Genomic DNA, 23,211 nt, shown 5'->3' with positions numbered 1-23,211 from the left:
CCTTCAAAGCTTGATACACACGTTGCGCAATTCGGAATAGAATTCGAGGGAATGCACGCCGCCTTCACGCCCAATCCCACTGGATTTCGACCCGCCGAAGGGGGTGCGCAGATCGCGCAGGAACCAGCAGTTGACCCAGGTGATCCCAACCTCGATCTGCCTGGCGGCGCGGTGGGCCGTGCCAAGATCGGTCGTCCAGATGGTGGTGGCCAACCCATAGGGCGAATTATTGGCCAGCGCGATGCCTTCTTCCTCGCTGTCAAAGGGGCGGATATGGGTGCAGGGGCCGAAAATTTCTTCGCTCACCACCGGGTGATCCTCCGGCAGGCCGGTCCAGACGGTTGGCTCAACCCAATAGCCGCCCTCAAAGCCGCGCACATCGGGCACCCCGCCCCCGGCCAGAATGTCGGCGCCACCCGCACGGGCCTTTTCGTAATAGGACAGAACCTTTTCCCGGTGTTCGGCGGAAATCACCGTGCCCATTGTCGTGGCATCGTCAAACGGATCGCCCAGTGTGTAACCACGGGCCTTTGCCGCCAGCGCCTCGCAGACCTGCTCATAAATCCCGCGCTGAACATAAAGCCGCTCGGTCGCCAGACACACCTGCCCGGTATTGGCAAAACAGGCGCGCCCGATCCCCTCAAGCGTGGCGTCAAGATTGGCATCGTCAAAGATGATGCCTGCGTTCTTGCCGCCCAACTCAAGGCTGACGGGGCGCACGCCGTTGGCCGCCGCCTTCATGATTGCTTCGCCGGTGCGGGTTTCGCCGGTAAAGGTTATGCCATCCACATCGGGATGATTGGTCAGAAATTCGCCTGCGGCACCGGGGCCGAATCCATGCACCACGTTGTAAACACCGCGCGGAATGCCGACCTCGTTCATCACCTCGCCCAGCAATGTGGCGGTGGCGGGGGTTTCCTCGGAAGGTTTCACAACCACGGTGTTGCCACAGGCCAGCGCGGGCGCGACCTTCCATGTCATCAACAACAGCGGCAGGTTCCACGGACAGACCACGGCAATCACGCCGCGCGGCCCGCGCAGGGCATAATTCAGCGCGCCTTTGCCATCGGGCGTGTCCATCTCGAATGTTTCGGTCGAGGCGGTCAGAATCTGTTCGGCGAACACCTTGAAATTCGCCGCCCCGCGCGGAATGTCGATATGGCTGGCAATGCTGCGCGGTTTGCCGGTATCGCGGATTTCAGCGGCCAGAAATTCATCAAACCGCGCGTTGATGCCATCGGCCAGCTTGTGCAACAGGCCCACCCGTTCGGCCACGCTCATCCGGCTCCATGGCCCTTTCAGCGCGGCACGGGCGGCACCGACGGCGCTGTCGACTTCGGCCTTTCCCGCAGCCGATACATTGGCATAGGCTTCGCCGGTTGTGGGGAAATGGCTGACAAAGTCGCCACCGGACCCGGCAACAAATTCACCGTCGATAAAGTTAAGTATATCCTGCAATTCTCTGCCCTCTAGTTCGGCTGCGGCAACTCGGGGTCGCCATAGCTCAGGTAATCCCACATCCGTTCGAAAATGCGCCCCTGACGGGTGGCGCGTTCCTGTGCCTGCGTTGGTGTGATCGATGGCGCGTTGCCCTGCCCTGCCGAAAGCGCGGCCATCTCAACCCGGCACATGTCCTCCAGATACCAGGCAAGGCCCACCGCTTCGGGCAGGGTTGCGCCCGCCACCACCGCGCCATTGCCCCGCATCATCACACCGGCACTGTCGCCCATGGCGTCGATGACACCGGCGGCGCGCCGATCATCGCGCACCAGTTGGATATCATCCCAAAACCCGACACGCGGCGCAAAATAGGTGCCAAACCCGTGGCGCATTTCCGGCACGCGCCCAAGGGCAGCCAGCGTCATCATGTTTGGACCCATGAACCGCACCACACCGCCCGCGCCGGGGCGGCGGGCGTAAATCTGCTGATGCAGGCGCACTTCGCCCAGAACACCACCGGGCAAGGCTCCATCAACGGGAACCTCGGGGCAGGGTTGCCCGACGCGAACGTGTTCCATGGGCACCGAGGGGCAAACAAGAAAGCGCCGATCATCCAGCCGCGCCGAGCAATGCCCATAGGCATGAACCAACCCGGCCCGGCCAAGGGCGCGGGCGGCAATCCGGGTGAGGCGTGCAAGATCCTCCATGGCGCTCACTCCTTGAACGCGGCGATATTGGGCGCCGATCCCCATTTGCAAAACCCCTTGGGCTCAAAGTGAAACTGGCGATTGCGCCACAGGGGTTCGTCGTGAATTTCAACAACGCCGCTGGAATATTCAAAGGTCATGCCTTCGGGGCCGGTGAAATACAGGAATTCGGCCGATGATGTCGGATGCCGGCCCGGCCCGAATGTCACATTCACCTGATTTTCGCGCACAAAGTTGAAGCTGCGCTGAATGTCGTCAGAGCCGCCCACCTGATGGTTGATGTGCTGAATGCCGGGTTTGTGATAGGGAAACAAAGCAATCGAATGGTGGATTGTCCCAAGCCGCAACAAAGGCGCATCGCCGATCCGGTCGGAAACGCGGGCATTGCACACCTGGGTCCAGAAGGCCTCGTCGCGTTCCAGATTGTTCGAACACAGGCCCACGTGGCTGAATCCGGTGATGCCCGCGTCGCGCGTCCCATGATAGGCGTGGGCGGTGGTGTCCGGGCGCAGCACGAATTCGATCTGGTTGCCCATGGGATCGTTGAACCCGATGAACGCCATGACATGGCGCAGTTCGCATTCCTCGCGGGTGCCGTAATGCACCCGGTGGCCAAGCCGGTCGAGCGTGACACCGGCGCGGTTCAGATCCTCGGCCGAGCCGATTTCAAACGCCGTTGTCTGATCCGCCGGGTCGCCTTCGAAATAACACAGCGTATGCTGGCGGTTGTCGGATTTGAAATAAAGCGCCCCGGGACGACGGCCCGACACCTCCAGCCCCAGAATATTCGTGGCATACCATTCCGCACCCGCCAGATCGGTGGTGCCAAGGCGGCAATAAACAACATCCTTGAGTTCGATCATCACTCTGATCCTCCGTTGAATTCCGCCATCGTGCTGGGCGATCCCCAGGCGCAGTGGCTTGATGCCTCATCGGGAAACTGGCGCGGGCCGGTCGGTGTGGGCGCATCCATGGGCGTGGCATAGGAATAAAGGATGTCACCAATCCCCCGGGTTGAAACGAATTGCGCCCCCGATGTGGGTTGCAACCCCGGTCCATGGGCAATGGGAAGCTGACGCGCCTGAAGGAAGTACCAGTTGCGCATCACGTGATCGGTGTTTTCCACCCCGAATGTCACGCCCAGCACGCCATCGCGATCCGAGGGGTAAAGCGCTATCCGGTGATGGGCGCCGTCAATGTTGATGAACGCCCCCTGCCCCACCCAATCGGACACCGTGCCGCCGATGGCCCTGGTCCAGAAATCCTCGTTTGCCTGTACGTCGGTGCAGGCCAGTTGCACCGCCTGCAACCCGGTGATCCCCGTGGGGCGCGGCCCGTGAAATGGCCACCCCGAGGTCAGCGGCCGCCAGATCACATCCACCATCACCCCGTTGGGGGCACGCACGCTCAGGCCCGCCTTGATCTGGCGCTTTGCACAGGCTTCCCCACTCAGCCAGTCGGGCGAAAACCCGGCCTCTGCGATCCGGCTGAAGGCGGCCTCCAGAGCGGCCTTTTCCCCCACGGTAAATGCAACGGTTGCCGGCGCATCCTCGCTGGTCAGACAAAGGGTGTGATTGCGCGCATCCGAGCGAAAATAAAGCGCGTCCCCGGTCTGATCCTCAAGGGTCAGGCCAAGAACGTCCTGCCCATATGCGGCGGCACTTTCCAGATTGGGCACACTCAGGCGCAGATAGCGCAGATCACGGTAAAGGGCGGACATGATGGGAAACTCCTGCTTGGCGGGGCCGGGCAGAAGCCGCCCGGCCCATTGTGCATTACTTGATGGTTTCGGCTTCGGCTTCCAGCTCGACCAGCATCGGTGCCTTTTCGCGCCACTCTGCGTACCATGCGTCGATCGCGGGACCGAACCATGCGCGCCCCACCGTGGTGACCGGCACATCGGTGGTTTCCAGATCAGCCTTGTATTTGGCGTCGATGTCACCATAGCTCGCAACCAGTTCGTCCAGCTTGCGGGCAAATACGGCGTCGATGATTTCGCGATCAGCCGCGTCGATGCCCTGCCATTTGCGCCCCGAACCGATGGCGGCCATGGGAAACATCATGTGGTTGGAAATGATGATCGACTTGGCATGTTCGTAATATTTGGTGTTCCAGGTACCTTCCACATCAATCTGCATCCCGTCGATCTGACCGTTGGCAAAGGCATCATAAAGCGCGGGCAGCGGCATGGGTGTCGGCGCGGCACCCAGTGTTTTCCAGAAGGCGAGTTCCGGCGCAAAGGGCACAGTGCGGATTTTCATCCCCTTCAGATCCTCGACCGTGTCCACCTTGGGGCCGGTCAGGATCATCCGCATGCCTGCCATGCCCCAGCCAAACCCGACAAGGCCGAAATCGGCCATGTTATCCAACAGCTTTTTCGCCGTCTTTCCCTTCAGCAACGCACGCGCACCGGCGACATCATCAACCAGATAGGGCGCAAGGAAGATGCCATAATTGGGGTCGCGGTTGGAAAACTCGGCCAGGGTGAAGAACGCGAAATCCATCGCGCCCGTCTGCAATTGTTGCAGCATCTGCGCCTCGTTGCCCAACTGCCCCGAGGGGAAAATCAGGATATTCACGCGCCCGTCGGTCTTTTCCTTTATTTCGGCGGCGGCTTCGGTGGCGGAAATGGTCCACTGGTGGGGGGCGGCGTGATCAGGCCAAGGCGGTAATCCTCGGCCAATGCGCTGTGGGGCAGTGCCAGTGCGGCCAGGCCCAGGGCCAGTTTATGCAATCTTTTCATGTCTCTTCTCCCTGTTGGTTGTAACGTGTCCTGATAGGTTTCAGCGCCCGCATGACCATGGGCAAAGCCGCATCGCGCGCATCGCCAAGTGTGGTCACGGGGCGCGGGTCTGTCTGCGTGATGCCAGACAGCAAAGCCTGCGCCGAAGCACCAAGATCGGGGGTGCCAAGATCGGCCCACATCGCCTCGGTTGCAGGGCCAAGCGCCGAAATATACCCCGCCATGCCCGCCGCGCCGCCCGACAGATGAAACACGCCTCCCGGCCCCATCAGGCACCAGCGCGGCGCCAGGCCTTCGGTCACGGCGCGTTCCACATCCGCCATGGTGGCGGCCCCGCTGCCCACCAGATGCACCGCTTCGCGCCAAAGGGCGAATTGCAGCCGGTTCACCAGATGCCCGGGCATCGGTTTGGTCATGGGCAGAACCGTTTTGCCCATGGCCGAATAAAGCGCCCCGGCCCGGTCCAGAATCTTTGGGCAGGTCGCGGCGTGGCCCACCAGTTCAACAGTCGGCATCAGATAGGGCGGATTGCAGGGATGGGCGATGAACACCCGATCCGGGTGCGCCAGTCCATCTGCGATCATGTCAGGGGTAAACCCCGAGGACGACGAGGCAATTGGCGTTGCCGCGTCCAGCAGGGGTTCAATCGCACCAAGGGCGCGCTGTTTCAGGGCCAGATCCTCGGGCAATGCCTCTTGCACGAAATCGGGCCGGGCGGCATCTGCGGCATCCCGCACGTGGATCGGGGCGCGCACCTGATCGTGCAATGTCTCAAGGGCGGCCATCACAGGCTGTGCCGCCTGCCACGTCCGGGCAAGGCGCTCTGAAACATCGGGATCGGGGTCAGACACGGCAACATCATGCCCTGCCCCGGCAAAAGCCGCCGCCCAGCCACAGCCGATCAAACCGCCCCCGATGACAAGGATCCGTGCCATCAAAGCGCATCCTTCAGGGCAATGGAAAGCGACGGAAAGAACGCCAGCAGGATCAAGACAACCGCAATGGTCAACAGGAACGGCAGGATAAGCAGGGCGATACGCTCGGCCTTGACGCCGCTCATCAATGCGGCGGTAAACAGCCCCGTTCCGACCGGTGGTGTCAGAAGACCCAATGTCAGGTTCAGGCAAACGATGACGCCGAACTGAAACGGGTCGATGCCATAAACCCCGATTGCAACAGGCAGAAACACCGGCACGATCAGGATGATGGCCGGGATCGGGTCAATGATCATCCCCAGCAACAGCAACAGAACATTCAGCATCAGAAGGAACAGCACCGGCGAGGCCGTCAGGCCTTGCATCCAGGCGGCCACCATCGCGGGCAGGTTTTCGAAGGTGATGACCCAGCTGAATATCTGCGCCGCAGCGATCAGGAACAACACCACCGCCGATCCGCGTCCAGCGCTGACAAAGGCCGGCAGGATCTGTTTCCAGGTCATCTCGCGGTAGACAAACAGGCCGATGAACGCCGCGGCAGCGGCAGCAATGGCGGCCGATTCAGTCGGGGTGGCATATCCCCCAAGGATCGAGCCGACGATCAGAACCGGGATCAGCGCCGCAGGCAGCGCGCCCCAAACCGCCTGTGCCCGCGCGCGAAGCGGCATTGGCGGTGTGGCCGGAAATCTGTGTTTGCGCCCCAGGGCGATCACCACAAGGATGAACCCGGCAAACATCATCACCCCCGGCACGATCCCGGCGATGAACAGGTCTCCGATGGGCAGTTGCGCGATCACCCCAAAGATGATGAACATCATCGATGGCGGGATAATCGGCGCCAGCAAACCGCCCGCTGCGGTGATGGCCGCACTGACATCTCTGGGGTAACCCGCGCGCTCCATCTCGGGGATGGCGATGCGTGACATGATGGTGATCTGCGCCACGGTGGACCCGAGGATCGACGCCATCATCATGTTTGCGATCAGGTTCACATAGGCCAGCCCGCCGCGCATCTGCCCCAACACCGACAGGGCCAGCGCCATCAGTCGCCGCCCGATACCCCCCGCATTCATGAACTCACCCAGCAGGATAAACAGAGGCAGCGCCAGCAGCCCATAGTTTTCCATTCCGCCGAAAAACTGTTGGGGAAAGGATTGCAGCAGAATCCAGTTTCCGGTGACCGCGATATAAACCAGCGCCAGAAAGATCAGGGCGAATGAAATCGGCACTCCGGCCGCCAGAAATGCGATAAAACTGCCTGCGGCGATCATTGGGTGTCTCTCCGGGGTGGGCCAGTTGCGCGCCGGTGTGGACAAGGCCGGTCAGGCAAAAGATGGGCAGGATCGCCCAGAACCAGATTTTCGGCAGGCCCAATGTCACGGTGGGCTCCTGATACAGGAAATTGAACGTTTCGCGCGAAAACGCGGCAACCGAACCTGCGCGCCACAGGGTGAGCGGATCGAACCAGCGCCACAGGATGGCCCCGAATATGATGAAAAACCCAAAAAGCAGCGCATCGACGACCCGGGCAAGCCAGGCGCGTGGCCGGTCTGCCAAGGCATCAGGCAGCAACGTCACCGCCAGATGTTCACGATTGGCCAGCGCAATGGACGCCCCAAAAAACGCGACCCAGATCATCAGAAAGACCGCAGCCTCATCCACCCAGATCACCGGCGTACCAGCGGCCCGCGATACCACGTTCAGCATCAGCAACCCGAAAATGGCCATCATCAGCGCGCCGACAGCAACGGATTCGGCCCGCATCAAACCTGTGCTGAGCCGCGCCAGCAGCGGCTTTTCCGCCATGGATTCGGGTTCGTTCATCATTGGCACCTCCTGACGCCACAAAATATTGATATTTTAATGTCGTCAACAAAAATATTTACATTTTATCTTCCACCCCTTTATTGTGAATTTTATATCGGGCAAGTTGGCCTGATCACCCGTGGAGAAACCAAGATGACTGAACTGAGTAAGGCCGACACGCTCGGAGAGGCGAAAACCACCGCCGAAAAAGCGTATCGCCTGCTGCGCGAGGACATCATGTCAGGCGCCCTTGCCCCGGGACAGAAGCTCAAGATTGAAATGCTGCGCAACCGATATGACATCGGGTCCGGCCCCCTGCGCGAGGCGATGTCACGCCTGGCGGGGGATCATCTGGTGGACATTCTGGGCCAGCGCGGTTTTGTGGTTGCGGCGTTCACGGCACGGGATGCCCGAGAAATCGGTGATCTGCGCAAAATGATCGAGGCCGAGGCATTGTGCATGTCGATCCCCCTTGGCGACAGCGCGTGGGAAGAACGCGTCATCACCACCTTTCACCGGCTTGAGCGGCTGGAAACAAAGCCTGCACAAGGGATCGACGCTCTTGCAGAGTGGGAGCGGCTGAACTGGGCCTTCCATGAGGCATTGGTGGCCGCCTGCCCGTCAATGTGGTTGTTGCGCACCCGAGAGGCCATGTTCAAACATCATGAACGGTTCCGGCGGCTCAGCCGTGTACGCACTGTTTTGACCCGTGATATTCATGGGGAACATCGGGCGTTGCTCGAGGCGGGGCTGGACAAGGACATCAATAAATGTCGTGAGGTCATCTGCACCCATATCGAACGGACGACGCAGGCCGTGATACAGGGGCATTGCCAATCCGCGCTGCGTGAAAAGCAATAGGGGCTGCACGCGAAAATTGGGCGGCCATTCCAAAGATGAAGAGCATCTGATCTGGGCTCGCGGCATGAGACTGACCATCCGGCGCAAGAGCCGGTATTTCCTGCCGGTGATCGGGATCGAAACCTCGTCGAGATGCCACGTGTCAGCGACGCCTGGCCGGTCACTGCGCATGTTATTGGCAAAAGGGGCACCAAACCGGTTTGCCGCAACAGGGCATCCTCACGTTTGGTGACAACGCCGCGCGCAATCTGGCAATGCCCTGCTGCGTGACCCTGTATTCTCAGGCGTTGGATTTATTCTTAACACATTGTTTTATCTGTTACTTTTATCAGCCCTAGGTGGCATGGCCCGTGTCAGGCCGGGCGATGAAATTCATGGCTTGACAGGAAAGGTAAATATTTACTAAATTTTAATCACACACTTTGAACGATTCTGCAGGAGAAGTTATGGCAGGCGTCACTCTTAAAGCGGTTCGCAAGGATTATGGCGCCATCAACGCGATTCCCGAGCTGGATCTGGCAATTGATGACGGCGAGTTCTGCGTATTTGTCGGGCCGTCGGGCTGTGGCAAATCCACGTTGCTCAGGACGATCGCGGGGCTTGAGGATCTGTCCGCAGGGCAGATCATGATCGGCGACAGTGATGTCAGCCATCGCCACCCGGGCGAACGGGGCGTGGCGATGGTGTTTCAGAACTATGCGCTTTATCCCCATATGAACGTGCGCCAGAACATGGGTTACGCCCTGCGGCTGGCCCGCGAATCCAAGGCGATGATCGCCGAAAAGGTTGGACGCGCCGCCGATATCCTTGGGCTGAACGACTATCTGGATCGCAAGCCGGCCGAATTGTCGGGCGGGCAGCGTCAGCGGGTCGCCATCGGGCGTGCCATCGTGCGCAACCCCAAGGTTTTCCTGTTCGACGAACCCCTGTCCAACCTTGATGCCGAATTGCGCACGCGCATGCGGCTGGAACTGTCGGACCTGCACAAGACCCTGGGCACGACGATGATCTATGTCACCCACGATCAGGTCGAGGCGATGACCCTGGCCGACAAGATTGTCGTGTTGCGTGACGGGCGGATCGAGCAGGCCGGTTCACCGCTGGATCTGTACGACAACCCTGCCAACCGTTTTGTGGCCGGGTTTATCGGCTCTCCGGCGATGAATTTCCTGTCTGCCACATGGGGCGACACCGGGTTGGTGATTGACGATCTGGATGGCGCGCCCCTGGGGTTCGCGCCTGTTGCCGGTGGAAAAAGACGGCAACGGTCGGTATCCGCCCCGAGCATCTGAGCCTTGCCGATCACGGCGCGCGGCTGAGCCTGCGCTCGGTCGAGCAGTTGGGCGGTGTCACCTATGGCTATGCGATCCTGCCGTCGGGGGCCGAATTCTGCGTCGATTTGCAGGGGCGGCGCGATCTGCACGCCGGTGACACGATACACCTGAGCATTCCACAAGAACGCGCCTTCGTTTTCGACCCCGAAAGCGGGCGAAGGCTCCACTGATCCAACAGAACTGAAACATGAAAGGGAGGAAATCATGTTGAAATCACTAAAGGCCGGAGGTGCCGCTCTGGCGCTTTTCGCCGGGCTTGCAAGTGCCGCAAGCGCCGAAACACTGCGCGTCTATTTCAACGCCGGTCATGCCTATGATACATATATGGCCGCGATCGCCGAATTCGAAGCCGACAATCCCGGCTGGAACGTGCAGTTCGAAAAATACCAGTGGCCGGATCTGCGCACCAAGGTTGTCGCTGACTTTGCCGCCGACAATCCCCCCGATCTGCTGGCCACGCCGGGCGGTTGGGTCGCTGAATTCGCCTACAAGGATCTGCTGCTGCCGCTGGATGATTTTGCCGCGCGCGATGCGGATACTTTCGATTTCCCGGGCGACTGGTTTGAAAATGCTGTCGCCAAGAACACGGTGAATGGCAAGATCTATGGTCTTCAGATTCACCATACCTGTGCCACGCTGGTCTATAACAAGGATATGCTGGCCGAGGCCGGATATGACGCGCCGCCTGCCACCTGGGAAGAATTCCGCGAAATTGCCGCCGCCACGACAAAGCCCGGCATTTTCGGTTTTGCCCCCAATTCGGCGTTCATCTATTACTGGCCCTGGATTTTCCAGGCTGGCGGCGAATACTATAACCCTGAAACCGGCAAGGTCGGGTTCGGGTCGGCCGAAACCGCCGAGGCCCTTCAGTTTCTGTCGGACCTGATTCACGAAGATCACTCGGCCCCCGTGCCGGTGGCGGGTGCCGATTATGAAGGGCCGCAAAAACTGTTCACCGCCGAACGCGCGGCGATGATCCTGACCGGCCCGTGGGACATCAACCCGATCCGCACCGGCAACCCCGATCTGAACTGGGGCGTGGCGCCGTCGCTGACCCACAAGCGGCAGGCAACCCTGCAAGGTGGTGTGGCGCTGGCAATTCCAAAGGATGCAAAGCATCCCGACATGGCATGGGAACTGGCCAAGCGCCTGACCGATGTTGATGTCGAGGTGGCCACATCGCTGAAATATTCGATGACCATGCCGCGCAAATCCTGGCTGGCCAACGAAGAGGTTCAGGCCGATCCGCTTTTGGGTCAGTTTGGCGCCTGCCTGCCTTATTCGCAGGACATTTCGCTGCCGCTGGCGCTGGACAACAAATATGACGCCTCGGTGGATTCGGTAATTCAGGCCGCCTTTGAGGAAGTGCTGTATTCCCGCGCACCGGTCGCCGAAACGCTGCAAGCCGCCGCGGACGAAGCGAACCGGATCATCAGCGAAAAATAATCGACCCGCGGCCCCGGCCTGTCACAGCCGGGGCCGCTCCTAACCTGGGGATGGAACCATGACCTATAGACAACGCCGTGCGCTGACGGCTTATGGATTCCTGCTTCCGGGTATCCTTTATTTCCTGATCTTCTTCTTCTGGCCGATTGCCATTGAATTCTGGGCCAGCCTGCGCAGCGGCCAGCCGTTGATCGGTGCTTCGGAATTTGCTGGCCTGAAGAACTATATCTACATGTTCCAGGATAAACTGGCGATCAAGGCCATGGGCGCGACGCTGATCTATTCGGTGGGGTCCACGGTGTTCACGCTGTTGATCGCGCTGGTTCTGGCGTCGATCCTTGCCGGGCCATTGAAGGCGCGCAACACCATCCGCGCGATCCTGTTCTTTCCCTATATCGTGTCGTTCGTGATTTCCGCGTTGATGTGGAAATCCATTCTCGATCCCTATACCGGACTGCTGAACGCCGCGCTGTTGAAGGTTGGTCTGCCGCCGCAATACTGGCTGACCGATCCTGACGCCGCGATCTGGGTTCTGGTGGCGGTGTCGGTCTGGAAGGACATCGGCTATGCGATCCTGATCTATATGGCGGCGATCCAGGGCATTCCGAACCACCTGTATCAGGCGGCCGAACTGGATGGCGCCAAGCGGTTTCACCTGTTCCGTGACATCACCCTGCCGCTCTTGATGCCGACGACGCTGTTTTTGGCGGTGGTCATCATGATTGCCTCAATGCAGGAAATGGCGCTGCCTTACCTGATGACCGGCGGCGGGCCGGCCAATGCGACACGGCTGTATTCGTTGCACGTCTATGAAACGGCGTTTCAGGGTCTGAACATCGGCTATGCCTCGGCGCTGTCGTTCGTGATGTTCCTTGTGATCCTGTTCATCACCTGGGCGCAGTTCAAGCTGCTGAACCGTGACATCAAGCACACCTGAGGAACGATCATGGCCAACCGAAACTCTCTCTCGCTGACTGCGCGCCTCTGGATTTATCCGCTGATGGTGGTGTTTGTCCTGCTCGCAATGCTGCCGTTCCTTTACATGGTGTCCCTGTCGCTGCAAAGCGACGCGGAAATGTTCTCGGGGCTGGTGGTGGTGATCCCGGAAAAGCTGCAATTCACGAACTATATCACGATCTGGGAAAAGGCGCCTTTTGCGCGCTTTATCCTGAACTCGTTCATCGTGGCGGGGGTGATTGCGCTTTTGCATGTGATCTTTGATCCGATGATCGGCTATGTTTTTGCCAAGATGGAGTTTCCGGGCAAGCGGTTCATGTTTGTATCGCTGCTGTCCACGCTGATGATCCCGTTTTTTGTGCGCCTGATCCCGCTTTATGTGATGACCGCGCAATGGGGCCTGCTGAACACCTATACCGGGCTGATCCTGCCCTTCGCCATGAGCGCCTTTGGCATCTTCCTGATGCGCCAGTTCATTCTGCCGATCCCCGATGATCTGATCGCCGCGGCGCGGCTGGATGGTGCCGGCGAGGTGCGCATTTTCATCGACATCGTGCTGCCGCAGCTTGGGCCGGCGATTGCCACCGTGGCGTTGTTGACCTTTGTGTTTCAGTTCAATGAATTCATCTGGCCGCTCGTTGCCGTATCCAGCGAAAACATGCGCCCGATCACCACCGGATTGACCCTGTTCAACCAGGAATTCTTTACCCAATGGAACCTGACGGCTGTGGGGGGATGCTTTTGTTCCTGCCGTGTTTCATTCTCTATCTCTTCGCCCAGCGGTACTTTGTACAAAGCGCCATGCTTTCGGGCATGAAATGACCAGCCAAGGAACGGATGATACTATGTCAAGCAAACCGAATGTTCTGGTGTTTTTCACCGACCAACAGCGTTGGGATACGGTGGGGATGCACGGCAACGGGTTGGATGTGACGCCGAACTTCGACCGCATGGCGCGGGCCGGGCGGTTTGTGCCCAATTCCTTTACGGCGCAACCGGTCTGTGGCCCGGCGCGGTCGATGTTCCAGACCGGCCTTTACCCCACAAAGACGGGGTGTTTTCGCAACGATATTCCCTTGCCCGAGGGGCAAAAGACACTGGCGCATCATTTCAAATCCGCCGGGTATCACACCGCCTATATCGGCAAATGGCATCTCGCCTCGGGCGAACCGGTCACAAAAGAACAGCAGGGCGGATACGATCACTGGCTGGCGGCCAATATCCTTGAATTCACCTCCGGCCCCTATCAGACCCGATTGTTTGACGGCGAAGGTGCGCCCCATGATCTGCCCGGATACCGTGTTGATGCCCTGACCGATGCCGCAATCCGGCATCTGGCCGAACCGCGCGATGATCCGTTTTTCATGTTCCTTTCGTTCCTTGAACCCCATCACCAGAACCAGAACGATTCCTATCCCGCCCCGGTGGGATATGAGGATCGGATGGCAGCGCGGGGCGTGCCTTATCCCCCGGATCTGGAGGCATTGGGCGGCAACACGGAAAAGCAATATCACGGGTATATGGGCATGGTTGCCCGCCTGGACGAAGCCCTTGGCCGGATCACCGACGCGCTGCTTTCGCTGGGCCAGCTTGAGAATACGATCATCCTGTTCACTTCGGATCACGGCTGCCATTTCCGCACCCGCAACGCCGAATACAAACGTTCGTGTCACGAGGCGTCGATCCGCGTGCCGACCTTCTTTCACGGGCCGGGGTTTGATGATGGCGAGGCGATCGCGCGCAATTGTTCGCTGGTCGATCTGCCGCCAACCTTGCTGGACGCCGCCGGAATCGACGTGCCGGACGACATGCAGGGCACATCCCTTTTGGCCAAAAAGGAGGGCCCCGACGACGTGTTCATCCAGATCAGCGAAAGCCAGGTCGCCCGCGCCCTGCGCCACGGGAAATGGAAATACTGCGTTTCGGCCGATCACCTTGATCCCTTCGCCCATGCGGGCAGCGACCGTTACCGCGAAAGCGAACTGTACGATCTGGAATCCGACCCCTGGGAATTGGACAATCTGGTGAAATCACCCGATCATGCCGAGACCCGAAAAACCCTGTCTGAACGCCTGATCGCGCGTATGGTCGCGGCGGGCGAAACCGCGCCCCGGATTGAAACCGCCACCTGACCTGCTATCGCGAAAGAACTGATAATGGCCACGCTGAAAGAGATTTCCAAGCTGACCGGCGTGGCCGGATCGACAATATCCCGGGTTCTGAACCGGGATCCCAGCCTGTCGATCTCGGATGAAAAGCGCGCTCTGGTGATCGAGGCGGCGGAAAAGCTGCAATATGTCACGCCGCGCCAAAGGCGGGGCGCAACCGGCGACGATCCTATCAATGTGCGCCGCCCGCGCGAGTTGGTGTCGCTGGTGCTGGTGCATTTCCTGACCAGTGCCGAAGAAATGTCGCGCCCGTTCTATATCGGCTTGCGCCAGGGGATCGAGGCCCGCTGCGAGGCGTACGGCATCAACATCGTGCGGGTGCTAGAGAAAGACCTTGATCCGGCGTCCCTGCAACGGGGGCGGGATTCGGGGATCCTTTCGATTGGCCCCCTGGCGCAGCCGATGATCGACGCGATCGCCGATTGCACGATCCCGCTGGTGATGGTTCATCCGGCCACGCCGCCCTTGCCGCTGGATCTGGCCTATGTCGATGTTGCCGCCGCCTCGGCCATGCTGTGTGACTGGCTGCTGGGGCGCGGGCTGACCCGTCCGGCGCTGGTCGGGCTGGCTGGTCCGGGGGATGAACGTCTGGTCGGATATCGCCAGGTCATGGAACGTGCTGGCGCCTTTGACCCGGATTATACGATATATGAAACGGGCACCGATGCCTCTTTGATCGACGATCTTTTTTCCCGGCTGGAGCGCCTTGGAAAACCCTTGCCCGATGCCCTTGTCGTGCAGAAAGATCACATCGCCGTCGAGGTCTATCAGGCACTGCAACAGCGGGGCCTGAAAATTCCCGATGACATCTCGGTTGTCGGCTTTAACGACAGCGCGGTTGCCGATGTGTTGCGCCCGAAACTGACGACTGTGCGCCTTGACGCCGGTGAAATCGGGGCCTCGGCGGTCGATCTTCTCATGGAGCGCCTGTCCGGCCGCCACACGGCCAAACACGTGCAGATACAATCAACTGTGACGGTTCGCGCAAGCACCGTCTGATCCTTCATCCTGTCAATACGAGCGAAAACACAATGCCGCATTCCGCCTTGTTCTGTGAAAACTGGACCTTTCTTCCCGGCTTTGATCCGGCCTGGACCAAGGCACGCCAAAGCGGCGATGCCGTGGCCCTGCCCCACAATGCCGTTGATCTGCCCTTTGATTACTTTGATGAAAAGGCCTATCAGCGGGCGTTCACCTATCAGAACACCATCGACTGGCAGGATGGTTTTTCGGGGCGCGAGGTTTGGCTGCGCTTTGACGGGGCCATGGCGAATGCGCAGGTCTATCTGAACGGCACCCATCTGGGCGGGCATCCTGATGGCTATACCCCGTTTCGCATCCGTCTGACCGATCATCTGAGCAAGGGTGAAAACCTGATCACGGTCACGGTGGATGGCAGCGAAAACCCCGATATTCCGCCCTTTGGCGGACAGATTGATTATCTGACCTATGCGGGCATTTACCGCGAGGTCTGGCTGGAACAGGGCGACGCGGTGTCGATTCTGAACGTCAAGATCGAAACCCCCGATCCTCTGGCCGACGAAAAGACGGTGCATCTGCGCTGTATGATCGACAATCCCCGGGGTGTGGATGTGGCCGGCACCTGCACCGTCGTCCTGCACGACGCGGCGGGCGCAGAGATTGCCGAGGCCCGGGGCGATCTGACGAATGACGGTGCCGCGCTGACGCTCAAGGGGCTTGGCGGGCTTGACCTCTGGTCGCTGGACAATCCGGCGCGCCATACCGCGCGGATCACGATTTGCGGCGATGGCTTTACCGATACCCGCACCGAAACCTTCGGCTTTCGCGAGGCGCGTTTTACCCCCGACGGATTTTTCCTGAACGGTGCCTGCGTGAAACTCATGGGCCTGAACCGGCACCAATCCTTTCCCTATGTCGGCTATGCCGCAGGCCGCGAGGCGCAGGAGCGTGACGCCGAAATCGTCAAGCATGACCTGGGGTGCAATATCGTGCGCACCTCGCATTATCCGCAAAGCAAGTGGTTTATCGAACATTGCGACCGGATCGGCCTGCTGGTGCTTGAGGAAATCCCCGGCTGGCAACATATCGGCGGCGACACCTGGAAAGACGAGGCGGTGAAAAACGTCGCCCGGATGATCGAGCGGGACTGGAACCACCCGTCAATCATCATGTGGGGCGTGCGGATCAACGAATCCGTCGATGACGATGCGTTCTATACCCGCACCAACGCCCTGGCCCATGAATTGGACACGACCCGCCAAACGGGGGGCATCCGCAAACATATGCACAGCACGCTGCTTGAGGATGTCTATACCTTCAACGATTTCGTGCTGGGCGATTTCGAACGCCCGCTGGCCAATATCGCAAGGCGCGGATTGCGGGGCCGCGAAGAGGTGACGGGCCTGTCAAAACCGGTGCCCTATCTGATCACCGAATATAACGGCCACATGTTCCCGACCAAAATCATCGACAACGAACTGCGCCAGATGGAACATGTCACCCGCCATCTTGAGGTGCTGGATTATGCCCATGCCGAGCCGGGCATTTCCGGCTGCATCGGCTGGTGCATGTTCGATTACAACACCCATGCCGATTTCGGCTCGGGCGACCGGGTGTGCCATCACGGCGTGCTGAGCATGTTCCGCGAACCGAAATTCGCCGCCTACGCCTATTCCAGCCAGCGTAATCCGGGTGAAAAGGTGGTGATGGAGCCCGTGACCCACTGGGCGCGTGGTGAACGCAACATCGGCGGGGTGTTTCCGCTGATGATCCTGACCAACTGCGATTTTGTGCGCATGATCCTGCCCGACGGGCAGAGCGTGGACATTCACCCCGACCGCGAAACATTTCCGCACCTGCCCCACCCCCGGCGATCCTGCGCCTTGGGGATGTGGATGAAAACATCATCGGCAAATGGGGCATGTCATGGCCCGACGTGACGTTTGAAGGGGTCGTGGGTGATGCCACCGTCACCAGCCGCAAATTCAGCGGCGCCCCGGTGCTCAGCCGTCTTGCGGTGACACCGGATGGCACCAGCTTTGGCGCGGATCGTCAGGAAATGCGCGTCACCCTGCGCGCGCTGGATCAACTGGGCAATGTCACGCCCTTTGTCGATCTGCCCGTGACGATCACGGTCGAGGGCGCGGCAACCCTTCTTGGCCCCGATCAGATCACCCTGCGTGGGGGCAGTGCCGGTTTCTGGCTGCGTTCCACCGGAACGCCGGGTGCGGTGCGTGTTACCGTGGCCTCATCCCGGTTTGATCCGGTGGTGATCGACCTGACAACAACCACCCCCAAGACGGAGCAGATGCAATGACCCTGCCAGACCCCACGAAATTCTATATTGACGGGGCTTGGGTTGACGCTACGGCCCGCGCCCGGCTTGATATCGTCAACCCGGCCAATGGTGAAACTGTCACCTCTGTGGCGCTGGCCACCGCTGACGATGTGAACGAAGCCGTTGCCGCCGCGCGTCGCGCCCTGCCGGGGCTGCGGGCCAGTAACATGGCCGATCGGCGCGCCATGCTGCAACGTATCCGTGCCGCCTATGAAACACGGATCGAGGATTTCGCACAGGCAATCACGCAGGAGTTGGGCGCGCCGATCGACCTGTCCCGCGCCGGTCAGGCGGCGGGCGTTCTGGGCAAGATCGACGCCTTCATCGAGGCCTGCGATCATGTGGTCCTGTCCGAACCCCTGGCCAATGGCGACCGGGTGCTGCGCCAGCCCGCAGGCGTTGCCGCGCTGATTGCACCGTGGAACTGGCCGCTGCATCAGATCATGCTCAAGGTCGGCGCGGCGCTGGCCGCCGGTTGCCCGATGATCCTGAAACCCAGCGAGGTGACGCCGATCTGTGCCACCATCCTGGCCGAGGTGATGGACGCCGCCGATCTGCCCGCGGGCGCCTTCAATCTGATCCACGGCGATGGCGCCGGGGCGGGCGCGGCGCTGACCGCCCATCCCGATGTCGACGTGATTTCCTTTACCGGGTCCACCGCCGCCGGGCAAAAGATTGCCCGTACCGCTGCCGAGGGCATCAAACGCTGCGCGCTGGAACTGGGCGGCAAATCCGCCTGTGTGATCTTTGCCGATGCCGATCTGGACGCGGCGCTGACCGCCACCCTGCGCAAGGCGTTCAACAATTCGGGGCAGAACTGTAACGCGCCAACGCGCCTTCTGATCGAACGCAGCGTTTATGACGACGCGCAGAAGGTCGCCGCGCGTCTGGCGGCAGGTTGGAGCATCGGCTGGCCGGATCAGCCCGGCGCCCATATCGGCCCGGTCGCCAACGCCCGCCAGCACGCCCATGTGCGCGCGATGATCGAAAGCGGGCTGAACGACGGCGCGCGGCTGGTGGCGGGGGGCTGGAAACGCCCGAGGAATTCGCCGGTGGCTGTTTCGTCTTGCCCACTATCCTGGCCGGTGTGACCAACGATATGCAGGTGGCCCGCACCGAAATCTTCGGCCCCGTGGTGGTGATGATCCCGTTTGACGATGAACCCGAGGCCCTGCGCATCGCCAATGACAGCGAATACGGCCTTGCCGCCTTCGTGCATACCGCCGACCCGGCCCGCGCCAATCGCATGATCCGCGATCTTGAGGCCGGAATGGTGCTGGTCAACGGTGCCGACATTTCCCCGGGCAGCCCCTTTGGCGGCGTCAAGAAATCGGGCATAGGGCGCGAGGGCGGCACCTTTGGTATCGAGGAATTCATGGAAGAAAAACTGGTCGCGCAGCCTGCGTGATTCAGACGATGATCCTTGGCCGGGGCTGACAGGCGACCCTCGGCGGCCAACCTGTCGAGGGTCGGTGTATTGAGTCCCTGATTGCCACGGGCGTGAATGGTGTCGAAACGGCGGTGGTGATCGACAATATGTTTGGCTTGTCTGCCGGGCCAGTCTTATCCTGTCAGGATTGCCGAAGGTCTTGTTAACTGAAGGGGTGCCCCCGCTTGGTGTTGACGTCGCGCCGTTTGTCGGTATCCGTCCGCTGACGCCGCTCTGACGGGCGGAATCCGAGGCTGATGGTGTCCACCATCGATAGTGGACATCATGAGGCACTCCATGGCGGGCAAGAAGGGCCGGACGAAGAGAAGCGGTCGATCTGCGAGCAGGCTTTGGCCCCGGGTGTGTCGGTCGCGCAGGTTGCCCGCCGTTATTCGATGAACGCGAACCTGATCTTCAAGTGGCTGAAAGACCCCCGCTTTTCCCCTGCTGCGGACGAAACGCAAACGGCTTCGGAAGATGGCAGCATCTTTTTGCCGGTGGAAGTGTCGGGGCCGTCCATCGACCATGTTGCCAACGACGCGAGGCGACCCGCTATGCGCTCGGACGCATGCCCAAGGCGCGACCATACCTCGATAACGGACAGCTGGAGCTGGACAACAACATCTGCGAGCGGTCAATCAGACCCCTGACCCCTGGCAGGAAAAATTACCTGTTCATGGGCTCAAAAGGTGGCGGCAAGGCCGCGGCGATCACCTACACGCTCGTTGAGACCGCCCGCATGAACGGCGTCAATCCCGAAGCCTGGCTTACCTGCGTTCCCGAGCGTATCGCCGATCACAAGATCAACCGCGTCGAAGAACCCGCGCCCTGGAACTGGACGCCGCAACAGGCGACAAGCGCGACGTAGCCGGACGGATACGTTTGTCGTAGGAGCGCGACAGGTCCGTGATCGCAGCGGGGATCTCTGACAGGGCCGAAACGGGGAATTCCAATTCGGCCGGTGCGCCCGTGTCTGCCCGCAGAATTGCGACCGGCATGCCCGCCGCACGGGCACTGGCCACGCCGGTGGCGCTGTCTTCCACGGCCAGAACTTCGCTTGGATCACACCCCAGACGATAACAGGCGAGCCGATAGGGAAAGGGATCGGGTTTGCCTTCGCAGACATCGTCGAGGCTGATGCTGAATTCCATGAATCCGGCCACACCGATGGCGTTCAGATTTGCGTCGACAACAGGTCTGTTTGAGTTGGATACGGCAACCTGTCGCAGGCCCATCTGCGCAAATTGCTGAACAACCGCCGTGGCACCCTCGATGGCCACCAGACGGTCGCAATTATCCGAAAACGCGCGGTTGATCCGTCGTGACCAGCTTTCAAACGATACATCTGCCGGAAAGCGTGGTTGCAAGTCGCGCCAGACGTCGCCGATATGCACGCCAATGAAATGGGTATCGACGAGATCCGAAATATCCACCCCATAGGCGCGGCAGACGTCCTTGAGGACAAACAGATGCAACGGTTCACTGTCAACCAACGTGCCGTCGATATCCCAGGCAATGGCTTTGATCATTTTCGTTGGTCCCTTTGCATTTCATATGTTTCGCGGAAAACGGCATATCCGGCATCATAGCGTGCCTGCTGTGCATGGTCCGGTTTGATTTCGGCACCGTAGCTGACGCATTTGGCGACGCCTCTCCAGTCATCGGTTGCGCCGGTGCCAATGCCCGCCAACCAGGCCGCACCCAGGCAAGACCCGGGATGACCGGTCAGAAGCTGAACCGGAGCTTGCAGAACATCGGCGCAGATCTGCATCCAGAGCCGCGATTTCGATCCGCCATCAGAGGCAAGAAAGCGATCAGTGGGGAACCCCATCTCGTTAAAAACTTCGATATGGTGCCGGAACGCATATGCATAGCCTTCCAGCAGCGCCCGCCAGAGGTGGCGGATATCGTGATTGAGGCTCAGCCCGAGGATGGTGCCCCGCGCATCGGGATCGTGAATTGGTGTCTTTTCGCCCAGAAGGTAGGGAATAAAGGTCACGCCATCGGCGCCCGGTGGGATGTCTTCTGCCAGTTTGTCCAGGTATTGATGCGGGCTGATGCCAAGTTCCGCCGCCTCGGCCGCTTCGGATTTCGCAAATTGCGCAATGAACCAGTTCAAGGCCGTCCCGCCCGTCGACATGCACCCGTTGGGCATGAACAGGCCCGGTATGATGTGATAGTCGAGGAACATTCGCGGGTCCGGGCGAACGATGTCCGTGGCAATCATGATGTCTGCGGCGCCCCCGAATTTGAGCAGCACATCGCCCGATGCCAGCACCCCCGCCGCATAGGCGGATGCGATGTGATCTGCGGCGCCGCCCACCACCGGCGTCCCTGCCGCCAAACCCGATTGTGCCGCTGCCGATTCTGATACCTGTCCGATTACGTCGGCTGAGCGCACCAGGCCCGGGACCATGTCGCGTTCAAGATGCGCAAGAGCGACCAGATCATCGGCAATTGCATTTGTCGAAAGGTCGACAAACCCGGCTTCCAGCGCCCAGTTCTGTTCCACCGCGCGCACGCCCGTCAGACACCAGTTGATGTAATCGTACGACCCGAACACCGTCGCGATCCGTGCAAAGATCCCGGGTTCATGTTTCTCGATCCAGCGTATCCGGCTGGCCACCAACTGTTGATTGATGCCGTTGCCCGCCCGGCGGACAAAGGCGTCTTGCGGCACCTCGCCTGCGATCTCCCTGACCTCTTGCCCGGTGCGCCCGTCACTTTGCTGTATGGATGGGCGCAGTACAGAATCATCGCTGCCCAGCAAAACAGTTGCAGGCAACATGCCCGTGGTGCCGATGGCAGAGATATCCGTGCTTTTCAGCCCCGACGTCTTGAGCAGCTCAGGTACGATGTCACAGACATTGGCCCACCATTGGTGCGGATCTTCCTCGGCCCATCCTTTTTGCGGCGATGTCAACGTCACGGGCCGTGTGGCCGACGCCAGGATTTTCGATGCAGAAACATCGAGGATGATACCGATGGTCGAGGTTGTCCCAATGTCGAGACCAATGACGCAGCTCATGAAACGCCCCTGTGGTTATGAGATTCTGATGTTCGTTTTGCGGATGGTCGGCTGCACAATGTTACTTTTCGTTCGATTTCATCTGCGGGCCATCATCGCCGGTTTGGCCTGCCCTGCACAGCATGTCGCCACGGAACATGGATGCACATGAACGACCGGTCCGGTCGTTCATGCAGCGTTTCACAGATGATAAGATCACAATCCTAGCGCAGGGAATTGACCTTATCCATGAACCGCTTCACGCGGTCGCCGTCGACCGGCTTCCACGTGTCGCCACCGATCTTGAAGTGTGACCCGATGATACAGCCCGACGCGACCGACATCACGTCGCTGACATTGTCGACATTCACGCCGGTGTTGGCAAAGACCGGAACCATCTCGCCCACAGCCTCGGCCACCTTGCGCAGATCCGAGGCATCGGCGGGTTGGCCGGTGATCGGGCCTGACACAAGGATGGCGTCAGCCAGGGAGGAAAAGATAGCCGATTTGGCGCGAAGCTCGATCGGGCGCTGATCAAGGCTATGGGCAAATTCAGCATTGATATTAAAGAATAGTTTAAGATCCCGACGATCCAGATCGCGTTTCAGGCGCGCCGGACGGGCAGCATTGGGCGCCCAGATACCCATGTCCGAGGCAAACACCCCGGTAAAGATTTCGCGTACCCATTTGGCCTGTGTCGCGACCGCGATCGCGACAGAAGCGGTCGGATCCCAAAGGTAGTTCACCCCGAACGGCACCTTCAGTTCGGGTTTGCAGGCCTGCACGATGGCCGTATAGGCAGCAATCGATTCCGGTGTCGCCTGCAACAGGTAAGGGCGGTCATTCTCGTTGCCGAACATGATCGCGTCGACGCCGCCATCCTGAAGTTTGCTGATATCCGACAGCGCGTCGTCTATCAGTTTGTTGATACCGCCATCCGAATCATAGAGCGGCGATCCCGGCAGGGCGCCCATGTGACACATGGATACAACGGCGCGCTTCTTATCTCCCAAAAAATCGAAAATCATGGGCTGAGACTCCTCGAACAAGATTTCTATC

At 60.1% G+C, this 23,211-nt stretch carries 18 protein-coding genes and 5 pseudogenes; 11 read left to right on the top strand and 12 right to left on the bottom strand.

Annotated elements, in window-relative coordinates:
• Positions 1–3 precede the first annotated feature (3 nt).
• The 9 genes and pseudogenes from AC0L7P_RS22390 to AC0L7P_RS22350 all read right to left on the bottom strand — a co-directional run.
• Complete coding sequence (locus AC0L7P_RS22390; RefSeq protein ID WP_473436333.1) at positions 4–1,458, bottom strand: 2-hydroxymuconic semialdehyde dehydrogenase; 1,455 nt, start codon at positions 1,456–1,458, stop codon at positions 4–6.
• 11 nt (positions 1,459–1,469) lie between these two features.
• Positions 1,470–2,147 (bottom strand): class II aldolase/adducin family protein, encoded by a 678-nt coding sequence (locus AC0L7P_RS22385; protein WP_473436332.1) that lies wholly within the window; start codon positions 2,145–2,147, stop codon positions 1,470–1,472.
• A gap of 5 nt (positions 2,148–2,152) precedes the next feature.
• Positions 2,153–3,010: a VOC family protein gene (locus AC0L7P_RS22380; protein ID WP_473436331.1), complete on the bottom strand. Its 858-nt coding sequence runs from the start codon at positions 3,008–3,010 to the stop codon at positions 2,153–2,155.
• Complete coding sequence (locus AC0L7P_RS22375) at positions 3,010–3,867, bottom strand: VOC family protein (RefSeq protein WP_473436330.1); 858 nt, start codon at positions 3,865–3,867, stop codon at positions 3,010–3,012. The genes AC0L7P_RS22380 and AC0L7P_RS22375 overlap by 1 nt, the downstream gene beginning before the upstream one ends.
• A gap of 55 nt (positions 3,868–3,922) precedes the next feature.
• Complete coding sequence (locus tag AC0L7P_RS22370; protein WP_473436383.1) at positions 3,923–4,750, bottom strand: TRAP transporter substrate-binding protein; 828 nt, start codon at positions 4,748–4,750, stop codon at positions 3,923–3,925.
• Positions 4,747–4,890: a hypothetical protein gene (locus tag AC0L7P_RS22365; RefSeq protein WP_473436329.1), complete on the bottom strand. Its 144-nt coding sequence runs from the start codon at positions 4,888–4,890 to the stop codon at positions 4,747–4,749. The genes AC0L7P_RS22370 and AC0L7P_RS22365 overlap by 4 nt, the downstream gene beginning before the upstream one ends.
• Positions 4,887–5,825 (bottom strand): 3-hydroxyacyl-CoA dehydrogenase NAD-binding domain-containing protein, encoded by a 939-nt coding sequence (locus AC0L7P_RS22360; RefSeq protein ID WP_473436328.1) that lies wholly within the window; start codon positions 5,823–5,825, stop codon positions 4,887–4,889. The genes AC0L7P_RS22365 and AC0L7P_RS22360 overlap by 4 nt, the downstream gene beginning before the upstream one ends.
• Entirely contained in the window at positions 5,825–7,096 is a 1,272-nt protein-coding gene (locus AC0L7P_RS22355) for a TRAP transporter large permease (protein ID WP_473436327.1), read from the bottom strand. The genes AC0L7P_RS22360 and AC0L7P_RS22355 overlap by 1 nt, the downstream gene beginning before the upstream one ends.
• Positions 7,097–7,130: 34 nt before the next feature.
• Positions 7,131–7,553, bottom strand: a pseudogene (locus AC0L7P_RS22350) (TRAP transporter small permease); the annotation flags it as partial.
• Between the two features lie 231 nt (positions 7,554–7,784).
• On the opposite strand from AC0L7P_RS22350, the gene AC0L7P_RS22345 reads away from it, so the two are divergent.
• The 11 genes and pseudogenes from AC0L7P_RS22345 to AC0L7P_RS22295 form a co-directional block, all read left to right on the top strand.
• Positions 7,785–8,492 (top strand): GntR family transcriptional regulator, encoded by a 708-nt coding sequence (locus AC0L7P_RS22345; RefSeq protein WP_473436326.1) that lies wholly within the window; start codon positions 7,785–7,787, stop codon positions 8,490–8,492.
• 446 nt (positions 8,493–8,938) lie between these two features.
• A pseudogene (locus AC0L7P_RS22340) lies at positions 8,939–9,996 on the top strand (ABC transporter ATP-binding protein).
• A 34-nt stretch (positions 9,997–10,030) separates the two neighbouring features.
• Positions 10,031–11,272, top strand: coding sequence for an ABC transporter substrate-binding protein (locus AC0L7P_RS22335; RefSeq protein WP_473436325.1), 1,242 nt, complete (start codon positions 10,031–10,033; stop codon positions 11,270–11,272).
• Between the two features lie 58 nt (positions 11,273–11,330).
• Entirely contained in the window at positions 11,331–12,209 is an 879-nt protein-coding gene (locus tag AC0L7P_RS22330; RefSeq protein ID WP_473436324.1) for a carbohydrate ABC transporter permease, read from the top strand.
• 9 nt (positions 12,210–12,218) lie between these two features.
• Complete coding sequence (locus AC0L7P_RS22325; protein WP_473436323.1) at positions 12,219–13,046, top strand: carbohydrate ABC transporter permease; 828 nt, start codon at positions 12,219–12,221, stop codon at positions 13,044–13,046.
• A 28-nt stretch (positions 13,047–13,074) separates the two neighbouring features.
• Positions 13,075–14,361: a sulfatase family protein gene (locus AC0L7P_RS22320; protein WP_473436322.1), complete on the top strand. Its 1,287-nt coding sequence runs from the start codon at positions 13,075–13,077 to the stop codon at positions 14,359–14,361.
• 24 nt (positions 14,362–14,385) lie between these two features.
• A complete protein-coding gene (locus tag AC0L7P_RS22315; RefSeq protein WP_473436321.1) occupies positions 14,386–15,396 on the top strand; it encodes a LacI family DNA-binding transcriptional regulator in 1,011 nt (336 codons plus the stop codon).
• 32 nt (positions 15,397–15,428) lie between these two features.
• Positions 15,429–17,695: pseudogene (locus tag AC0L7P_RS22310) on the top strand (glycoside hydrolase family 2 protein).
• Positions 17,696–17,697: 2 nt separating this feature from the next.
• Positions 17,698–19,124: pseudogene (locus AC0L7P_RS22305) on the top strand (aldehyde dehydrogenase family protein).
• Between the two features lie 278 nt (positions 19,125–19,402).
• Positions 19,403–19,795 carry a transposase gene (locus AC0L7P_RS22300; protein ID WP_473436320.1) on the top strand — a complete coding sequence of 131 codons (393 nt, stop codon included), beginning with the start codon at positions 19,403–19,405 and terminating at the stop codon, positions 19,793–19,795.
• A pseudogene (locus tag AC0L7P_RS22295) lies at positions 19,687–20,013 on the top strand (IS66 family transposase); the annotation flags it as partial. The gene AC0L7P_RS22300 and the pseudogene AC0L7P_RS22295, both read left to right, overlap by 109 nt.
• Here the strand turns inward: AC0L7P_RS22295 and AC0L7P_RS22290 are convergent.
• The 3 genes from AC0L7P_RS22290 to AC0L7P_RS22280 all read right to left on the bottom strand — a co-directional run bounded on the left by AC0L7P_RS22290 (position 19,949) and on the right by AC0L7P_RS22280 (position 23,180).
• Positions 19,949–20,674: an HAD family hydrolase gene (locus AC0L7P_RS22290; RefSeq protein WP_473436319.1), complete on the bottom strand. Its 726-nt coding sequence runs from the start codon at positions 20,672–20,674 to the stop codon at positions 19,949–19,951. The pseudogene AC0L7P_RS22295 and the gene AC0L7P_RS22290 overlap by 65 nt on opposite strands.
• Positions 20,671–22,173 carry an FGGY-family carbohydrate kinase gene (locus AC0L7P_RS22285; RefSeq protein ID WP_473436318.1) on the bottom strand — a complete coding sequence of 501 codons (1,503 nt, stop codon included), beginning with the start codon at positions 22,171–22,173 and terminating at the stop codon, positions 20,671–20,673. The genes AC0L7P_RS22290 and AC0L7P_RS22285 overlap by 4 nt, the downstream gene beginning before the upstream one ends.
• A gap of 203 nt (positions 22,174–22,376) precedes the next feature.
• Complete coding sequence (locus tag AC0L7P_RS22280; protein ID WP_473436317.1) at positions 22,377–23,180, bottom strand: BtpA/SgcQ family protein; 804 nt, start codon at positions 23,178–23,180, stop codon at positions 22,377–22,379.
• Between the last annotated feature and the right edge of the window lie 31 nt (positions 23,181–23,211).

It is taken from the genome of Oceaniglobus sp. K40-3, assembly GCF_055808395.1.
Note: the sequence above shows the minus strand (reverse complement) of the source record. Positions and strands in the feature narration are given on the sequence as shown.

Excerpts from the sequence above, each read along its gene's own strand:
- AC0L7P_RS22335 (WP_473436325.1), top strand. The coding sequence starts at position 10,031 with ATGTTGAAATCACTAAAGGCCGGAGGTGCCGCTCTGGCGCTTTTCGCC.
- AC0L7P_RS22385 (WP_473436332.1), bottom strand. The coding sequence starts at position 2,147 with ATGGAGGATCTTGCACGCCTCACCCGGATTGCCGCCCGCGCCCTTGGC.
- AC0L7P_RS22375 (WP_473436330.1), bottom strand. The coding sequence starts at position 3,867 with ATGTCCGCCCTTTACCGTGATCTGCGCTATCTGCGCCTGAGTGTGCCC.
- AC0L7P_RS22290 (WP_473436319.1), bottom strand. The coding sequence starts at position 20,674 with ATGATCAAAGCCATTGCCTGGGATATCGACGGCACGTTGGTTGACAGT.
- AC0L7P_RS22300 (WP_473436320.1), top strand. The coding sequence starts at position 19,403 with ATGGTGTCCACCATCGATAGTGGACATCATGAGGCACTCCATGGCGGG.
- AC0L7P_RS22345 (WP_473436326.1), top strand. The coding sequence starts at position 7,785 with ATGACTGAACTGAGTAAGGCCGACACGCTCGGAGAGGCGAAAACCACC.
- AC0L7P_RS22325 (WP_473436323.1), top strand. The coding sequence starts at position 12,219 with ATGGCCAACCGAAACTCTCTCTCGCTGACTGCGCGCCTCTGGATTTAT.
- AC0L7P_RS22315 (WP_473436321.1), top strand. The coding sequence starts at position 14,386 with ATGGCCACGCTGAAAGAGATTTCCAAGCTGACCGGCGTGGCCGGATCG.
- AC0L7P_RS22355 (WP_473436327.1), bottom strand. The coding sequence starts at position 7,096 with ATGATCGCCGCAGGCAGTTTTATCGCATTTCTGGCGGCCGGAGTGCCG.
- AC0L7P_RS22285 (WP_473436318.1), bottom strand. The coding sequence starts at position 22,173 with ATGAGCTGCGTCATTGGTCTCGACATTGGGACAACCTCGACCATCGGT.
- AC0L7P_RS22330 (WP_473436324.1), top strand. The coding sequence starts at position 11,331 with ATGACCTATAGACAACGCCGTGCGCTGACGGCTTATGGATTCCTGCTT.
- AC0L7P_RS22365 (WP_473436329.1), bottom strand. The coding sequence starts at position 4,890 with ATGAAAAGATTGCATAAACTGGCCCTGGGCCTGGCCGCACTGGCACTG.
- AC0L7P_RS22280 (WP_473436317.1), bottom strand. The coding sequence starts at position 23,180 with ATGATTTTCGATTTTTTGGGAGATAAGAAGCGCGCCGTTGTATCCATG.
- AC0L7P_RS22320 (WP_473436322.1), top strand. The coding sequence starts at position 13,075 with ATGTCAAGCAAACCGAATGTTCTGGTGTTTTTCACCGACCAACAGCGT.
- AC0L7P_RS22360 (WP_473436328.1), bottom strand. The coding sequence starts at position 5,825 with ATGGCACGGATCCTTGTCATCGGGGGCGGTTTGATCGGCTGTGGCTGG.
- AC0L7P_RS22380 (WP_473436331.1), bottom strand. The coding sequence starts at position 3,010 with ATGATCGAACTCAAGGATGTTGTTTATTGCCGCCTTGGCACCACCGAT.